12 protein-coding genes are annotated in these 16,618 nt (G+C 55.9%); 3 read left to right on the forward strand and 9 right to left on the reverse strand.

Annotated features, from left to right (window positions below; all coding sequences use genetic code 11):
* Window positions 1-199 precede the first annotated feature (199 nt).
* Complete coding sequence (locus RB_RS14380; protein ID WP_007326746.1) at window positions 200-2,440, forward strand: serine/threonine protein kinase; 2,241 nt, start codon at window positions 200-202, stop codon at window positions 2,438-2,440.
* 85 nt (window positions 2,441-2,525) lie between these two features.
* Here the strand turns inward: RB_RS14380 and RB_RS14385 are convergent, their stop codons facing one another.
* Window positions 2,526-4,205, reverse strand: coding sequence for a di-heme oxidoredictase family protein (locus tag RB_RS14385; RefSeq protein WP_011121226.1), 1,680 nt, complete (start codon window positions 4,203-4,205; stop codon window positions 2,526-2,528).
* A 142-nt stretch (window positions 4,206-4,347) separates the two neighbouring features.
* Here RB_RS14385 and RB_RS14390 point away from each other — a divergent pair, with 142 nt between their 5' ends.
* Window positions 4,348-4,740: a hypothetical protein gene (locus RB_RS14390; protein WP_231845653.1), complete on the forward strand. Its 393-nt coding sequence runs from the start codon at window positions 4,348-4,350 to the stop codon at window positions 4,738-4,740.
* Here the strand turns inward: RB_RS14390 and RB_RS14395 are convergent.
* The 5 genes from RB_RS14395 to RB_RS14415 form a co-directional block, all read right to left on the reverse strand.
* Window positions 4,737-5,228, reverse strand: coding sequence for a hypothetical protein (locus tag RB_RS14395; protein WP_007336293.1), 492 nt, complete (start codon window positions 5,226-5,228; stop codon window positions 4,737-4,739). The two genes, RB_RS14390 and RB_RS14395, sit on opposite strands and share 4 nt — an antisense overlap.
* A gap of 2 nt (window positions 5,229-5,230) precedes the next feature.
* Entirely contained in the window at window positions 5,231-6,391 is a 1,161-nt protein-coding gene (locus RB_RS14400) for a hypothetical protein (RefSeq protein ID WP_011121229.1), read from the reverse strand.
* Window positions 6,392-6,409: 18 nt separating this feature from the next.
* Complete coding sequence (locus RB_RS14405) at window positions 6,410-6,688, reverse strand: DNA-directed RNA polymerase subunit alpha C-terminal domain-containing protein (protein ID WP_007326741.1); 279 nt, start codon at window positions 6,686-6,688, stop codon at window positions 6,410-6,412.
* A gap of 138 nt (window positions 6,689-6,826) precedes the next feature.
* The gene (locus RB_RS14410) at window positions 6,827-7,600 is read right to left on the reverse strand and encodes a lipoate--protein ligase family protein (protein ID WP_011121230.1); all 774 of its coding nucleotides are present in this window, start codon (window positions 7,598-7,600) and stop codon (window positions 6,827-6,829) included.
* Window positions 7,581-11,225 carry an ABC transporter permease gene (locus tag RB_RS14415; protein WP_164922034.1) on the reverse strand — a complete coding sequence of 1,215 codons (3,645 nt, stop codon included), beginning with the start codon at window positions 11,223-11,225 and terminating at the stop codon, window positions 7,581-7,583. The genes RB_RS14410 and RB_RS14415 overlap by 20 nt, the downstream gene beginning before the upstream one ends.
* Window positions 11,226-11,383: 158 nt before the next feature.
* Here RB_RS14415 and RB_RS14420 point away from each other — a divergent pair, with 158 nt between their 5' ends.
* Window positions 11,384-13,372 carry a TolC family protein gene (locus RB_RS14420; RefSeq protein ID WP_165447218.1) on the forward strand — a complete coding sequence of 663 codons (1,989 nt, stop codon included), beginning with the start codon at window positions 11,384-11,386 and terminating at the stop codon, window positions 13,370-13,372.
* 229 nt (window positions 13,373-13,601) lie between these two features.
* Here the strand turns inward: RB_RS14420 and RB_RS14425 are convergent, their stop codons facing one another.
* The 3 genes from RB_RS14425 to RB_RS14435 all read right to left on the reverse strand — a co-directional run bounded on the left by RB_RS14425 (window position 13,602) and on the right by RB_RS14435 (window position 16,473).
* Complete coding sequence (locus tag RB_RS14425) at window positions 13,602-14,381, reverse strand: SDR family NAD(P)-dependent oxidoreductase (RefSeq protein ID WP_164922035.1); 780 nt, start codon at window positions 14,379-14,381, stop codon at window positions 13,602-13,604.
* A 69-nt stretch (window positions 14,382-14,450) separates the two neighbouring features.
* Complete coding sequence (locus RB_RS14430) at window positions 14,451-14,810, reverse strand: hypothetical protein (RefSeq protein WP_011121236.1); 360 nt, start codon at window positions 14,808-14,810, stop codon at window positions 14,451-14,453.
* 7 nt (window positions 14,811-14,817) lie between these two features.
* Window positions 14,818-16,473, reverse strand: a complete 1,656-nt coding sequence (locus tag RB_RS14435; RefSeq protein ID WP_007326733.1) for a putative manganese-dependent inorganic diphosphatase — start codon at window positions 16,471-16,473, stop codon at window positions 14,818-14,820.
* Between the last annotated feature and the right edge of the window lie 145 nt (window positions 16,474-16,618).

Below are 16,618 nucleotides of genomic sequence, written 5' to 3' on the forward strand. Positions count from 1 at the left end.
CATCAAGCGGTCCCTAAAAGCCGAGCGTGTCACCAGATCAAAACCATCGTCTTTGAATAGCGATAGGAGACGAGTCCTCAGGTCGTCTACAGTCGTCGAACAACGCATTTCCTGAATGGAACCAGTTTTCTATGATTTGCTGCGATTTAGACTAGGCTACGGTTCGCAAACGGCGAAGTAACCTCCCTAGCTTTCCAGCATGAATCCACTGAAACGGTTGAATCGGTCCCGAAATTCCCGGGTGCATCCCGATGCCCACATCACGTGGGCTTCGCGGAGCATTTCCGCAACGGTCACCCGAACCGGTCTGTACCTTCAAAAGCAGCTTTGGATCTGGCCAATCGTTGCCGTCGTCGTGCTGTCGACCATTGGCTATTTCATGGGCAATGCGATTGAATCAACGATCAAGGGCAACGTCAGCTCGGGGATGCAGACGCTGGTCGATCTGGAAGCTGAAATGCTGACCAAGTGGTTCAGCGTTCAAGAATCCGCGGCCGAGGCGTTGGCGAACGACGCCACCGTGCGACGAACGGTGTACCAGTTGTTCCAGACGGAGCAACCTGCTTCGTCCCCAGCATCGCCCGATGACCCACACAAAGAACTGGCGGCCGAGTTGGGCCCCGCGATGTCGGCTCACGACTTCGATAGCTATCTGTTGATCGACAAGTCCAAACGAATCGTCTCGGCAACCCACGCCGCTTTGGTCGGTGAGCAAGGGATTTCGGAATACGAACCATTCATTGATCGTGCACTGGCAGGCGAAGCGTTCGTCTCCCCTCCGTTCCCCAGCGTCGTGATGATGAAGGACGCGGATGGACGATCCCGAATGGGCGTTCCAACCATGTATGTCTGCGCCCCGATTCGCGATCCATCCTTTCAGGTCGTGGGAGTTCTTGCACTGCAGATTCGTCCCGAACGCGAGTTCATTCCGATCCTTCAGCTTGGCCGGACGGGTGAATCGGGTGAAACCTATGCCTTCAATGAAGACGGCATCATGATCAGCAACAGCCGCTTCGACGAAGAGCTCATCTTGATGGGTCTGTTGCCAGACCAACCCCATTCGCATTCCATTTTGCAGATGTCCGTGCGAGACCCCGGTGTTGACATGACGCGAGGTTTTCGCCCCAACCGTCGACGGTCTCAGTTGCCGCTGACAACCATGGCAGCCGATGCAATCGCAGGTAATTCTGGCCTGAATGTGGACGGCTATCGAGACTACCGCGGAAAGAACGTGATCGGTGCTTGGCGATGGTTGCCCAAGTATCAAATGGGCGTTGCGATTGAAGTCGATGCAGACCAAGCGTTTCGTCCGATTGTGATCTTGCAGCGAACGTTCTTGACGATCTTCATCCTATTGATGTTGTGCGCCATTGTGATTTTCGCGTTCACCCTGATCGTCGCGCGACTGCAACGTCAATCGCGGGAAGCGGTGATCGAAGCCCAGCAACTTGGCCAATACACGTTGGACCAAAAGCTTGGCGAGGGCGCGATGGGCGTTGTCTACAAAGGGCACCATTCGATGCTGCGGCGTCCCACCGCGATCAAGCTTTTGCATGCTGACAAAGTGAATGACACTTCGATCGCTCGGTTCGAACGAGAAGTACAGATCACGTGCCAGTTGAACCACTCCAATACGATCGCGATTTACGACTACGGTCGCACGCCCGAGGGAGTGTTCTACTATGCGATGGAATACTTAGACGGCATCGACCTTCAAGACCTCGTCAACAAGTATGGGACTCAGTCTGAGGCCCGAGTGATACACATTCTGCTTCAGATTTGCGGGTCTCTGTTCGAAGCTCATTCTCAAGGCCTGGTCCATCGCGACATCAAACCCGCCAATGTGATGTTGAATCGCCGCGGTTGTGAACCTGATGTTGTGAAGGTCCTGGACTTTGGTTTGGTCAAAGCCGTTGACCGCACTGAAGGATCGCCCGCGAACGAGGGGAGTTCGATGTCGGGAACGCCGTTGTACATGTCGCCAGAGTCCATCCAGGCACCGATGACCGTTGACGCTTGCAGCGACATCTACGCCGTCGGTGCCGTCGGCTACTTCCTGCTGACGGGCAAACCTGTGTTCGAAGCGGCCAATTTGGTCGATTTGTGCCAAAAACACATCGAAGAATCGCCAGTCCCTCCGTCCAAACGCGGCAACGTCAAAGTATCCAGTCAACTCGAAGACGCGATCATGGGATGCCTGGAGAAGTCACGGGCAAAGCGGCCACAAACCGCACGTGACCTTGGAATCCTCATCTCCAAATGTGCGGCCGCGAGCGATTGGACGATCGAAGAGGCCGATCGATGGTGGGGGCGACACGAACGCGGGTCAGAGAACAGAGACTCCACCACATCGACAGCTGGATCGTCGTCCACTGAGTCGGCTGCGATGGATGCCACAATGGACCAATCATTCAACGAGTCACCAAACGACAGCGACTAGTAGTTAAGATCCCACTGGAACGGCGGTGAATGGACGCCGGTGGTAGTAGGACAGACCGGGGCAGTGGGTCGCTGAGAGTCGCCGGTCAGTTCGTTGGTGCCTTTAAGCTCTTCAAAAACACATCCAGTAATCGTTTCTGTCCATCGCCCAACCTCACATAATTTCGCATGGATTGTGACGCTTCTCCACCATGCCACAAAATCGCATCCGTCAACGTTTTGGCTCGGCCATCGTGAAGGTAGGGTGCCGAATCAGCGACTCCCCATAGCGGCGGAGTCTTCCATTCCCGCTGCATCGCATCCCATGTGGATTGATACCGAAGTTTGAGGTCAAGTTCGCTGATTTCGCCACGAGGAAATTGTGGCTGATCTGGATAGGCCAAAGGAACGACCATGGGTGTTCCCACTAAAACGTCAGAGCTTCGCCCACGCGATTTGGATCGCCTGCGATTTCCCGGCGGCCCGTCGCGATCCCGATACAGCTGGCCATTCGCGTCTAGTGCAGCACCTCGGCCATGTCGTGCGGAATACACACTGGTCGCTTCGGCGAAGGAAGGGCTGCCCACTCGGAAAACAGACGCGGGAGACGGATCCTGCAGGCCAGCTCCCATGTCATGCAACAACAGGTCGCTGTAGATTCCTCTTGCCGGTTGCAAGTCTTCGATGTGACAGGCTACGCATCCAATCGAACTGAAGACCTTCTCACCGCGGCGAACCTGCTTGCGTTCTTCCAACGATAACGATTGTCTTTGCGGGGCGGGCAATCCAGCAACGTAGCTCGTTAGATCTGCCACTTCTCGCGGCGAAATATCCGCGGCGTAGCTGACGTAGCGAGGATCAGCCGGATCGCCGGCTTGCATAGCCGTGTCGCTCACGTTGAGTCCTAACTCCGTCGCGCAGGCTCCCGCAACAAAATCAGACAGCGTGCGGACCTGACCTCGCCAACCATACTTGCCGGCAACTTGTCCCGAGATCACACCTCTAGACGACCGATTCTGCGACTGCGCCAGCGCAATCAACCGATTCAATGGAACCAACTCGATCAGCCCCATTCCATACAGCGGTGTTGAGTTTCGTTGACTGAGGTAATAGTCGAGTGTCTCGTAACGACCGGCTATCACCGGTTGGCCCGCAATCGCGGCGACGTTCCGTTCTTGAGGGCTGAACCACTCTGGATGCAGACCATCAGGCACGCCCGACGCCAAACGCTGGCGGATGATTTGATATCCAGGACGAGTGGAAGCATCGTGAACGACAGCGGTGAACGACAGGGTGTTGCCTGACACCAGTCCTGGAAAGAAATCCATCACAGCCCCCTTCGTTCCGCCACGACCTTCATAACCAACCGGCTCTTCAAAGAATAGTGACCGCGGATCCGCTGTGATAAGAGTCACGTTGTGATCCACGTCCGATGCACCGCCGCCCGGGTGACACGACACGCAAGACTTCGCGTTGTGCATGGGTCCCAAACCATCGGCGATGAGAGGCTGTTTCTCGTCAACGCGGACGAACGGCACGATTCCGCCTTCGCCTCGATGCGGTCGACGGTGGCCGCGTCTCATCTCTCCATCTCGATCTCGCCTTGGTCGCAACGACCTCGGGGCCGCCGTCTCAAATTCGGCGAAGGTTTGTGGCCGGTCCACGAACTCCCATTCTCGTTCAAACAATTCGCGTCCGGCGATCGCGTCCTCTGCCATTCCTTTACGAGTTGCGAGCAACGCCAAAACTAGGCCCGCCACCAATCCGAACCGATGGTGAAACCCCATGAAACGCTCCTTCAAGAAAGTTGGGAAAGCGAGATCTGAACAGCGACAAAACAATTCCCTCCTTAAGAAGGACGAATGCCGAACATGTTTGTCACGTTCCCGAAGAAGCCTCCTTCTCTATCCGCATTTTTGTGATGCCATTGTGACGCCCGATCCCCTTCATGATGCGAACAAGCGTCAAGTCACACTCGTTCATCATCGAACACCAACATGGAAAGATGCCAGGAAACGTCGCTTCCACAACCGTCGTCGCCTGTTCATCCAAAACCTTGAAAACCGCCGTGCACTAGCCGGCTGCATGGGTGTGGAAGCGGCCACCGACGATCTCATCACCGAAGAAGTCGCAGAAGTCCACTACAACGATTGCGGCCGCAGCGGCAAAGGCACATGGCGTTTCCACAATTGCGAGCCACCTTCTTTTTCCAAGCTGATGGCGGGCGGGCGATATGGATCAGACATTCATCAGGCGATCCGGATCAAGGACCGAAGCGACGCTGCTGCGACGCACCGCCAGACCATCACGACACTTTGCTAAGACTGAGAGCGACGGCCGCGTAGCCGAGAGATGACCGATGGAAGCTTTGCTGCGAGCGATCTTCGCTGAGGTGGGTCAGGACGGTCTTCGAATGGTACCGGATCGGTGATCAATTCCTGATTCGAGTCCGGTTGATGCGTGACAAGATAAAACGGTTGTTCAGCCACGATCTCGCGACCGTCTGCCAAGAACACTCGCACGCGAATTTTCCAGTGGATTTGCATCAGGTGGCCCTGATAGCTGAGCGGCGAGGCCGGCAGCACACACTGGATTTCGTGACGATCGTTCAGCGGGAGTCGCTCAAGGTCCGAGCGGTCGTATCGCTGGAAATGGTGGACCCCGAGGTCCTCGTCGCCTTTACCCTCAGTGTGCCAGAGCACAGAGATTTCAACGCTTTGCAATTCTTCGAGCTCGACCCGACTGATTCGCCAGCCCGCCTTCAGCTGGCAGCCGGCCGCATACGATCCGTCATCACGACAGACCGACACATTCACCGCGGGCTGTCGGGGGGCGACATGAGCGGCGGATGGACGAGCAGCGGGAAACTTCGGCAGAACGATGGCCACGGACGGGACTCTCCGGAAACTAGCAGTCGCCACCTGACGACGTTGTTGGTTGCAGCAAATGAATGCATCACGTTTTCAGGCAGCTCGAATGACAATTGTTGCTCCCAGGGCCCGCGGGGGTCAACACGGACCGTTTTTTCCTTCAGCAATTCTTGCCGCAGTGCCACATGATGATCACTACGAACATCCGTGCCCTGGCGGAAAAACGACTCTTCTTCACAAACCAATTCGATTTTCAGCCATTTTAGGTGCATCTTGCCCATTTGCGAGACAAACAGCTCGTACTGCCCACCAGGCTGCAGCGGGTGGTCACTGATCTCCACCACCGTCGCACCGACCCCGGCGACTTGCCGGACCTGCTTCAAAAACACCCGCAAGGACCAAACCGCAACGCATGAAAACGGCACCATCAGCACCGCCAAAATGGGCCGCGGCATGTCATACCACCAACCGGATACAACCACCGCCAACAGCACCAAACACAGGCAATTCCAGCCCAATGCGAGTGCTGCCGAACCAAACACGCTCATCCGCCCGGTCGAGATCGAAGCCAACCGAAAGCGAAGCCGCTCACCGGGACTCTCATTCATTCCTTGGCGACGAGGAACCGTCGGTAATTCGGGAAATTCCTGGGGATCGAATTCCGGTTCGAACGATTGCGAAGACTCTTCCGCCGCTGAATCTCGTCCGGCCAACGATCGAGTCTCGTCGATGGCCCGTTTCCGACTGGCTGAAATACGCTCTTGGCTGAATCCAAGATGCAGCAATCGGTAGCCAAGCCCGAACACTCCGGACGCGATGGAAGCAACCGAAACGACCGCAACCATCCATCGCCCCCATCTTCCGCCACCCTGAGTCAGGTTGGATTCCAGAACCCGACGGGCCTCCTCAGGAAGATCAATGCCGATCCGAGACATCATCGCAGACGAGACGATGACCAATGCCAGCGCAAAAACGCCCAGCAAAATCAATCCAAGGTAGAAAGCGAGTTCACCCAGAATTCCACGCGTGGCCCCGGTTCGCGAACGGCGTCCCCGTTTCTTACTCCAGGGACGCAGAAGCGTTCTCGACCAGGATCGTCTCACAAAGGACTACCGTAGCAATCAGTTGGCGGTCGAAACGGCCTGACGGCCTGGGCGATAGAACCCAAGTTGCTCGAGAGCGTCGTAGACTTCTTCGAGAGTCTTTTCGCCAAAGTTGCTGATTTTCAGCAAACGTCGAGGCGTCGCGTTGAGAAGGTCACGAACGGTCAAAATACCGGTCTCTTCCAGGCAGTTTGTCGTTCGAACAGTCAAACCCATTTCCGCGATGCTCAGATCGAGACGTTCACGGCGCAGTCGGGCTTCTTCCTCAGCCTTGCTCAATGGAATGCGGGTCTTCATGAGAATCCTTTCACGAAAGGGTGCAATGGCGACAAAAAATGTGCAGATCGTCTTGTAAAGATAACCAATTCATACGCCCTGACAATGGCAACGTCTCGCAATCTTGGACACTCTTTCCACGACGGGCCGCGGCGTCGATCAACGTCGAACGTGCCATTCTGCGGTGCCATAACGTGTCTTTAACAATTCGTCGGTGGCTTCCTCGATGGATCGAACCACCGACGAGTCAGGAGTGGACAACGCACCGAATTGCTTGGCCAAATCCGAAGTCAGCTGAGAAACGTCGACGTCGATGTTTCCGATGAATTCGCGGTGACTTCTTTGCTCACGATAGTCCGGTTGTCTCGGTGCAAATTCCAGACACGACTGGATCAGATCCAGATCGGAATCGACCAAGACGGTGCCATGATAAAGCAGGTGATGCCGCGCCACACGCAGGCTGTTGCCTGAGAATTTTCGGTTTTCAAACGTCAGGTCGCAGATTCCCTTTCGTTCCGCGTTTGGCAACTGCGTCTGGACCGCCGCGAGAACGTGTTGCATCACATAATCGTGCGCAACGTCGATTTTGCGTATTGATGTTTCGTCGAGCAACCGAAGCACAACGCTGTACATCCAACACCCTGGTCCGCCAACCACCGAAGCGCCTCCGGTGCAACGTCGCAGCACCTCGATTCGATGCTCCTGACACCACGGGCGGTTCACTTCGTCATTGATCTTGGAACTGCGCCCCAAAACGACGGTCGGCTGATCAAACTGCCACATCCGCAACGATTCAGTATCAATCGTCGTGGACTCATTGTCGCCGACGACTTCGTCCGCCCACTGCAGCATCGCCTCATCGCGTGCGAGTTGCCTGCGGGCGAGGATCGATGGATCTTCGGCAGGGTCGTTTTCAAAGTTCAACAACTGCATTTTCGGCTCGCAACGATTCGATCAACGGCAGCGTCAACACTTTCCAAACGGCCACCAAACCGGCCAAGGTCCCAAACAACAAAATCGCTAGCAAGATCCCCAGCGGTTCCGCGATCGGCATGTTGGTTCCTGACAACCAAGCGTACGGCAAAACGGCCATCATCGCGGTCACCGCTCCGCAACCAATCCCGATGGCTAACAGAAACGTGTTCTCACCCAACACCAACGCAGCCAAACGTTGACGGGTGAATCCGACCGCTCGCATCACCGCCAACTCGCCGCGACGTTCCAAAACACTTCTCAACTGAGCCACCGCCAAACCAATCGTTCCTAGCAACAATCCCAACGCCCCCAAACTTTGGAAGGTCCGCAAATACGTGTTCTGAACCGCCAGCAAACCGGCCAACACGTGATCAGCCCGCTGCACATCCATGCCAGCGTCAACCAAACGCGACTCCAATACTTCAGCGATCTCATCAACTTCTTCGTCGCGGCTTGATCCTGTACTTCGTTCAGCCTCCGCTGCGTCATCTCCTTGCATTGAAAAAAGGAAATACTGGTATCCAGTTGAGCTCGGAAAAACGTTCTCAAAGGCTCGTTCGCCGATGATCAACTTCCCCTGCAACACTGACCCCGCCAACAGACCAACGACGCGAAAATGCACGTCACCGCTGCCGTAGTCGAATGCCTTGACCTCACCGAGACCACCACGCATTTGCAAACTCCACATGGCGGTGTTTTGGTCGATCACGACCGGCACCGGATCCTCGAGCGTTCCACTCGCTGAGACATTCAACAATTCCCATGTCGCCTCCGAGGTGTCCGCCTCCATGCTCGCCCAACCAAATCCGTCCAGCGAGTCTTGATCCGACAATCCGATCACCGTAGGACGCATCGCTTGATAAAGATTGTTGCAACTCGCATCGTCACCGCCCTTCATCCGAAACGGAACGACGCGAACGTCGTCTTTGGTGAATGATTCGGCATCTCGACCAAGCAACTCCGCACGCACGTCTTCCGCACGAAGATCTTGGTGAAGCGGCTGGGCCGTTTGGCCAATCAAGTCAAAGCCGCCGGTCCCTTCTCGCGTCGGTGAAAGCCGAAACACACTGATGGACAAAATCAAAAACGCCGCCGTCGCGACCAATCCAATCGCAAGCGTGCTGCGTAGGGGACTGCGACGAGCGTTGGCCATCGCCAAGGAGCTCAGCGAACCACCGCCCAGCCCCGGTGATCGCATCGCGTGACCCGTCGTTGGTTTCTCGCCACGAGCCGCACCAGAATCACTTCGTCTGCGAAGCGATCGGTGCACCCAAATCAAAATGGCCACCAACGACAACATTCCGGCTCCGACGAAACCGCCTGCCGCTTGTTGACCGCCGCCCATCGCTCCCGCAATCGCGGCAACAAAGGCCAGAGCCAACAACGCGATGGCAACCCATTTCGATGCATTGCCAACACCTGGCTTCTTCGCCTTGGCACCGCCGCTCAATGCATGCGATGAATCCATCGTGCGACCACCAACCAACGCCGCAGGGTTCAATCGCAATAAGAAACGCAACGTCCAAGCGGCTGTGAACATGCACACCAACCAGCCCAGGATTCCTCCGAGTGCGATTGACAGTGGCGTCGCGTAAAATTGCAAAAACGGAACCGTGACCGCTCCCACCCACCATGACTTCAGCGCCCACAACACCGCCCACGCGTACGCCACCCCGCCGGCGATTCCGATCAAGGTTCCAAACGCGGCGGTCACCGCCGTTTCGCCCAAAGCCAACTTCATGACTCGGCGAGGCGTGAAGCCGACAGCCAACAAGGTGCCGAATTCACTCAGCCGTTGAATCACGCCCAATCGCAACAACAAAGCGATCAACATCATCGCGGCCAAGATCACAAAGAACGACAAGGCCAAAAACAAACCGTCAAAGGGCGTGGTGCCTTTGGATGCCGCCAACTGTTCGGCACGAATGGATCGTGGTATCCAGCCAAGCTCACCCTGCACGCCGCGTGTGGCAGCCAAGATCTTCGCTCGCAAGGCGGGCATGTCTTTGGCCAAACTCGCATCAATCCGCAACCCAGTCGTTTGCCCAAAGCGGCTTCCAAAAATCGTCTGCCCGACGTCCAGCGGAACAAACGCTTTGGGAGTCAATCGTTGCTCGTTCCAATAAGCATCATCCTCTCGTTCGATCTTTCGGTCCAACTGAAAGGGCAAGTCCCAATCGCCAATTGAATCTTGATCGGTCACACCGGGAACATCGGGCGTCAACGCGGGGTCGTTGTAGGGTGTGATCGGCTCGTCGAAGACAGCTTCTCGGTTCCTACGGTAAGGCTTGCTGGGAATCGTCACCGGAACAATCTCGGTCACCACCGCATCAAACGACCGTTCAATTTCGCGTCCGTTTTCGACTTCCGGTTCGTAGAAGAACACTCGAACCTGATCGCCGACTGCAGCACCCAAACGGTTCGCCGTCCAATCGTTCAACACGATCGGAGTTTCACCCGATTCGGTCGTCGGCTGTTCCTGAAACGAATAGTCCAGCGGCAACGTGGGCCCGTCATCAATGGCGGACAACGTGCTGTAGGGAACCGAGTGAGATTGATCGTTGACGATGACTTCGCCCGTTTTGGGATCGACCTTTTCAATTGCGTTAGCCAAGTAAGTCATCACCGGCGTGACGGTGCCTTCGGGCAACGCGTCCATCACCGCATTCACCGCATCGTTCTTCAGCAACAAGTTCTCGCTGGTTAGCGATACGTAGTCGATGATCGGCTCGCCACCTTTTTCGCGACCTCGCTGAATGTGTTGTAGGTTCCATCCCAGCGTTTCTAGCGACCAACTCACGTCATCCGCAGAAATTTCGCGAGCCAGGAAAATGGCATTTGCTTGCCCATCGCGATCCAACACGTCTGCGATGACGGTGCGAGATGCAAAAACCGTCTTGGGTGCCGCTTGGTTGGGGCTCAGTGAAAACCGACCCAGTCCGGAATCAGGAACGATCGCGGCAACTTTCATGCGAGGCAAACCTTCGCTTTGGATCTCCCGACGGCCCAGCGGACTATCGGCCGGCACAGCACCCTCGACCGGCAATCGCAAAGTGACCTGATCGCCCACGGAAACTTTCAATTCGTCCGCGGCGGCTTGGTTCAAGACAACACTTTCTCCTCCCGGCATCGCCTCCGGTCGAATTCCAGTCACGTCCAAGTCCCAGAACGATTCGTCGACTCCAAGCACTTGAACGCCGCCGATGCGACGCTGGCGATCCGAACCTTCGACATCCGCCTCGATACTGCCACCGGGAAACAAAATGACCGGCGTTGCAAAGGAATCCTTCGCGGCGGTGCCTTTTGCTTTCGTTTCACCCTGACCGATCGATTCGCCTTCGATAGACAAATCCGCCAACGGGAAAAATGCACCAGGCGAAACAATCGATTCAATCTTCCCGAGACGTTCCACCGTCAGCGATCGCAAGCTGCCACGCATGGAATCGCCCACCAATAACGCCCCCGTGATCACCGCGGTCGCGGTTGCAACCCCGAGCGCCACCGCAACCGTCACAGCTTGACGATGACGAAGCGTCGAAAGGATCAGCGAGACCAAAGTGACGGAACGAGCGCGAGATGCCATTGGTTTCCGGGGGTCGGGGGGTGTCAACGGTCGTGACGGATGAACACGCGTCGCGGCCCAAAGTGCCTTGCGTGTTCGCTTTGCGACGATAACACGGTGGAGTTTGATTCCGAGTGCGTCCCACCAAGTTTGTAGGTTTCCTTACCGTCTGTCCACGTATGCCTTTGCAACGCAGTCATTCGCCGTTCTGCGATCGCCATTGTCATGGTGGCTGGGATGGTGCGTTGCAACGTTGGACTGTGGCGTTCGCACTGGCGTTCACGTCGATCGGATGCCGATCCAATCAACCGATGCCTGATCGCGTTCTCACCGCAACCAAGGTTTCCAGCGAGATCAACGTATCGAGCGAACTCAACGGGCGAACGAACCTAGCATCGGCCGTTCGCCTGGGAACCCCGACCGCCATGCAACAAGCCGGCGTCGTGCCCCACTTTTACAATGACCGCGTCGAGCCTGCCTCCACCGGCTCTCACGATCCGTTCGGCGGAAAGCAGGACACGCGACGTCTAATCGAATTGGCCTCCGCGAAACAAGCTGGCCAATTGGACATCTCCACGACGACTTCGTCGGTTCCGCCGTTGGGCGGATCGCAGTCACCGGAATTCTGGGATCTGACGGAATCCGAGATGATCACGTTGGCGTTGCAAAACAGCGACGTCATCCGATCGCTCGGCGTACGAGTCCTCGAAGCACCGGCCTCTGTCACGACGGCCTACGACACCGCGATTCAAGCGACCGACCCAATGTTTGGCCCTCAGGCGGCTTTGGCGGAATTCGACAGTCAACTCAGTGCCTCACTGACAACCCAAAACAACGACCGCGTCTTCAACAATGCCACGCTGGGCGGACAAGTCCAAGAGCTGGTGCAAGACTACGCCCAATTTCAATCCGGATGGACGAAGCGAAACACTTGGGGCACCCAGTGGGACGTGCAATCCATCCACCAGTACGACAGCAACAATCGAGCGGGCAACTCTTTCCCAAGTTATTGGGAGACCCAACTGGAATTGGGAGTGCGTCAACCGTTGCTGCAGGGTGCCGGACGCACGTTCAATCTCATCGCGGGGCCCAATGCTCGCCCAGGATTGAACTTCTCGAACGGAATTTGGATCGCTCGAATCAATTCGCAAATCAGCCAAGCGGATTTTGAGATTCAGTTGCGAGATTACTTCCTCGAACTCTACACCGCATATTGGCAACTCCAACGACTCTATCATTCGTACGACAGCATTCGTCAAGCTCGAGACGTCTCGTACGAAATCTGGCAAACGGTCCTGTCAAAGAAACAATCCGGACTGATTGGTGGCGAAGCCTACAAGGAAGCTCAAACGCGAGCCCAATACTATCGTTACCAGCGTGAAGCTGACCTTGCACTGGGCGGCAGCGAGGGCGAGACGGGAATCCGAAACGCCGAACGAACACTCCGGCGTATGATCGGTCTGCCCATCGCCGATGGCCGACTCCTGAGACCAGCCGATGGGTTCACGACCGCACCGTTCGAATTCGCAATTGACGACAGCGTTGCACGCGGGTTCCAACACCGAACCGAACTCAGGCGTCAACGTTTGCAGGTCCAGCAACAGAACCTCCGGCTAGTCGCCGCCAAAAACTTCTTGCTTCCACGACTGGACATGATCGGTCGCACACGAGTGAGAGGCTTTGGAGACGACCTGACAGGCGACGGACCACGTTTCAGCAGTGCAGCAGAGGACTTTTTCTCGTTCGATCACACCGAATGGGAATTCGGCGTCGAGATGGGTGTCGCTCCATTGCGGCGACAAGCCAAAGCCGCGGTGCGAAATGCCAAGCTGCAATTGCACCGCGAACGCTCTATCCTGGAAGAACAGCAACACGCGGTGACGTTTGAAATTCACGACGCGATTTCAAATAGCCAATCCAGCTTCGCCGCATTGCAGAATTCGCTCGCCCGCGTTGAAGCAGGGCAGGACCGCCTCGCTTCTTCACGAGCCCTCTACGATGCCGGAAAAATTCAGCTGGAATTCCTGATCGACGCGACGGAAGAGCTTCTCCAATCCCAACGCCAATTGCATGTTGATCAAACGAACTACAGCTTGTCGCTGGTTCGAATTAGTCGCGAGATGGGAACGCTATTGTCTGACGTCGGCGTTCACTCGTACCGCCGCTAAGATCGGTCTCGGGGTTCCGTACAATGGCCTTCCAAGGCCGTCGAAGTGAAAACCCGACGCGTGAGCGAGGCATTCCCCAGATTCCCGCCGCGAAAGTTTTAAAACTGCACTTTTGCAGTCGGTTTTGTTGGCCAACGGCCAACATCCACGTAAACGTTTTGAATTGAATTTGGCCGTTGGCCATTCGAAGAAAAACCCAACCTCAAAACTCACGCGGCAGTTTTCCAGATCAGCGAGCCGTCCAACCACCATCGACCGTCAACATGCTGCCTGTCATGTAGCTCGACGCATCGCTGGCCAGGAAAATCGCGGCTCCTTGGATCTCTTGCATCTGCCCCCAACGCTCTAGCGCCGTCGCCCCAACGATGAACCGCTTGGCCTCCTCGCTATCCGCGATGGGAACGTTCATCGGAGTCAAAAACGGACCCGGGCAAATCGCGTTGACGGTGACATTGTGTGGTGCCAACTCCAGTCCCAACGCGCGTGTCATCTGCACCACCGCTCCTTTGCTGGATGCATAGGGCGTTCGGTTGGCCAACCCGACCAAACCAAGCGTGCTGGCCAAGTTGATGATCCGGCCGGAACCGTTTTTCTTCATCACTGAACTGGCGTGTTTGCAACACAACCACATGCCGTCAACATTGGTGCTTTGAACCTGGCGAAACTGTTCCAGCGACAACTCGTCGATAGAACCTCGCACGTTGATTCCGGCACTGTTAATCAACACATCCAATCCGGATAGTTGATCAACGCATGCTTGAACCATGTTTGCAACGTCGGCTTCCACCGTCACGTCCGCTCCAATGCCAATCGATCGAACCGGATATTCACCAGCAATCTTTTCTGCGGCCGCGGACGCTTCTTGTTCATTGCGACTGACCAAACAGACATTCGCACCGGCGGAGGCGAGCCCGGCCGCCATCGCTTCGCCCAACCCTTTCGAACCTCCCGTAATCAAGGCGGTTCGGCCGGACAAATCAAAGAGCTTCACACCGGGCCATCGAGTCATATTTGTCACCAGAGATAAAACGTGGAACGAGACCGATGCCAACTACTCATTCAGTGACAGCACGCCGTCTCAAGAAATCGCGATGCGGCCGCCAATGTACCCGGCAAACAAGGCGATGAGAGAATAGAACCCGGTCAGACCAATGACGAGCCCCAACATTGAGTCCAGCCCCATTCCCTGAAGGTAAACCGCCACAGCAAATGACACTAACACCATTCCCGCGAAGACGGACGCGAGGAAGCACCAAAACAGGGTGGATAGAAACCCGAGAACCATGCCTTCCAAAGTTCCTGAGGCGGCCCTGCCGGCCAGTGGTCCAATCGTCGCCGGGCAAAGAGCGACCCAGAACACCATGTGAAATCGAACCAGTGAAAAAACAACCGCAGCCCACGTCAACGCCAAGATCAAATGCACGATGCGGAACTGCATGTCAGACTCACGTGGGTTCAGGTGAATTTTCCAATAGGCTGCTGATCAGCGGCAACAATTGCTTTTTACGGCTGACAACGTTCTCCAATTTATACAATCGATCTTCGAGCTGGGGGTAATTGATTTCCTCCCAGCCTTCCGGCTCGCTGCTCATCAGCAACAAGCTTCCGTTGCTGGAAATATCCGTCACCAACAGGGCTGAGAACTCAAGGTTCTCTTCTTCCGACAATCGAACCAAAGCCTGGCTGAGTTCGGCTTGGCGTTCCCAGAACAGATCGAGGCCGATCTCTTCGATTTGAGAGATCGAGAATCGTCGTCCGTTCTCTTCGAACTGTTTGCAATCTTCTCGAACAACCTTGTCCGGTGTGCAAGATCGGAGCGCCGAACCGATCTCGAAGAACTCGTTTGCGTACTCAGCCAACTCCACCTTGCAGTAACCCTGCAACCACTCCAGCAATTCGCGATCCACGTCGGTTGTCGTTGGCGATCGCAGATACAACGTGTCACTGATGATTCCCGATGCCATGCAAAGTGCGATGCCAGGTTCAGGCTCCAATCCTTCTTGCCGATACATGCGTGCCACCAATGTGCACGTGGACCCAACGGGATCCATGATGAACCGAATCGGTCCGGTGGATTTTAAAGAACCACCAAGCCGGTGGTGATCCAGAACCTCGACAATGTCGGAATCCTCCGCCCCTTCGACCGCTTGTCCAATTTCGTTGTGATCCACCAACACCAACTGAGGCCGAGGTGGGTGCACCATGTCCGACTTGCTCAACACGCCGATCAATTTCTGGTTGTCGACGACCGGGAACACGGTTTGAGCCGAACGATAAATTTGTTGCTTCGCCGCCGCCACAGGAAGCTTGGCGGACAACGCCAAGAAATCTCGATTGACAACCTCTTCGATCAACTGAGCAGCTTTGATCCGCATCGTCGTCGTGGCGGTATCGTACGGGCTGTTGATGACTGTCACGCCACGTCCCCGGGCAAGTTCCATCAAACCACTGGAGAGCTCATAGCCTCCGGTGACAACCAATCCTCGCACACCCATTTCAAGCGCCGGCAACTGGATCGTCGGCCGGTCACCGCTGACGACCAACAACCGGTCAGCCGGGAATTGCTTCATGCGTTCGCAGAAACCACCGGCGCTCATCGCACCGACGGTCAAGATCATGTCCTCATTGAGGCTGGAATCGACCGCGTGCTGGTACGATCCGCCCAAGACGGAAACGACTTTGTCGAGGTTGGTGCGAACTTCTCGAGATCGGTATGGATCGACACCACCTTGGAAGACCAGCTCCAACAGATCCAGCAGCGTGACCAATCCGATCAACTGATCGTTGTCGTCCAACACTGGAATGGACCGAAGCTCGTGCTCATCCATCCGTTCGTAAACTTCATAGAAGACGTCCGAGGTTCGAGCGACGATGACGTCTCGATTGCAGATATCCTCAAGCTCGGGCCGGACATCCATGATGATCTTGGGTGCCGTCAGTTTGGCTTTCCGAAGTGCAAATTCGGTCCGTTCGTTAGGCGGACCACAACAGGCCGCCACCGCGTCAGGTCGAGTGGTTCGACGAAGAAAATCAGCGTAGGCCAAAGCACTGCAAATCGCATCCGTGTCCGGATTGCGGTGACCAAAAACGTGGACCGTCATGAAAGCTATTCAATAACTCGATGGTGAAACGTGAGATGCAGTGCTTCTCGCGTGGATGATCCCAAGGCAGTCGTCATCACTGAACCGAGCCACCCGCGATTGCCCAAGTGAGCATCAGCCCACTTCAAACATGGATCGGTTTCAA

It is taken from the genome of Rhodopirellula baltica SH 1 (genome assembly GCF_000196115.1).
GTDB lineage: Bacteria > Planctomycetota > Planctomycetia > Pirellulales > Pirellulaceae > Rhodopirellula > Rhodopirellula baltica.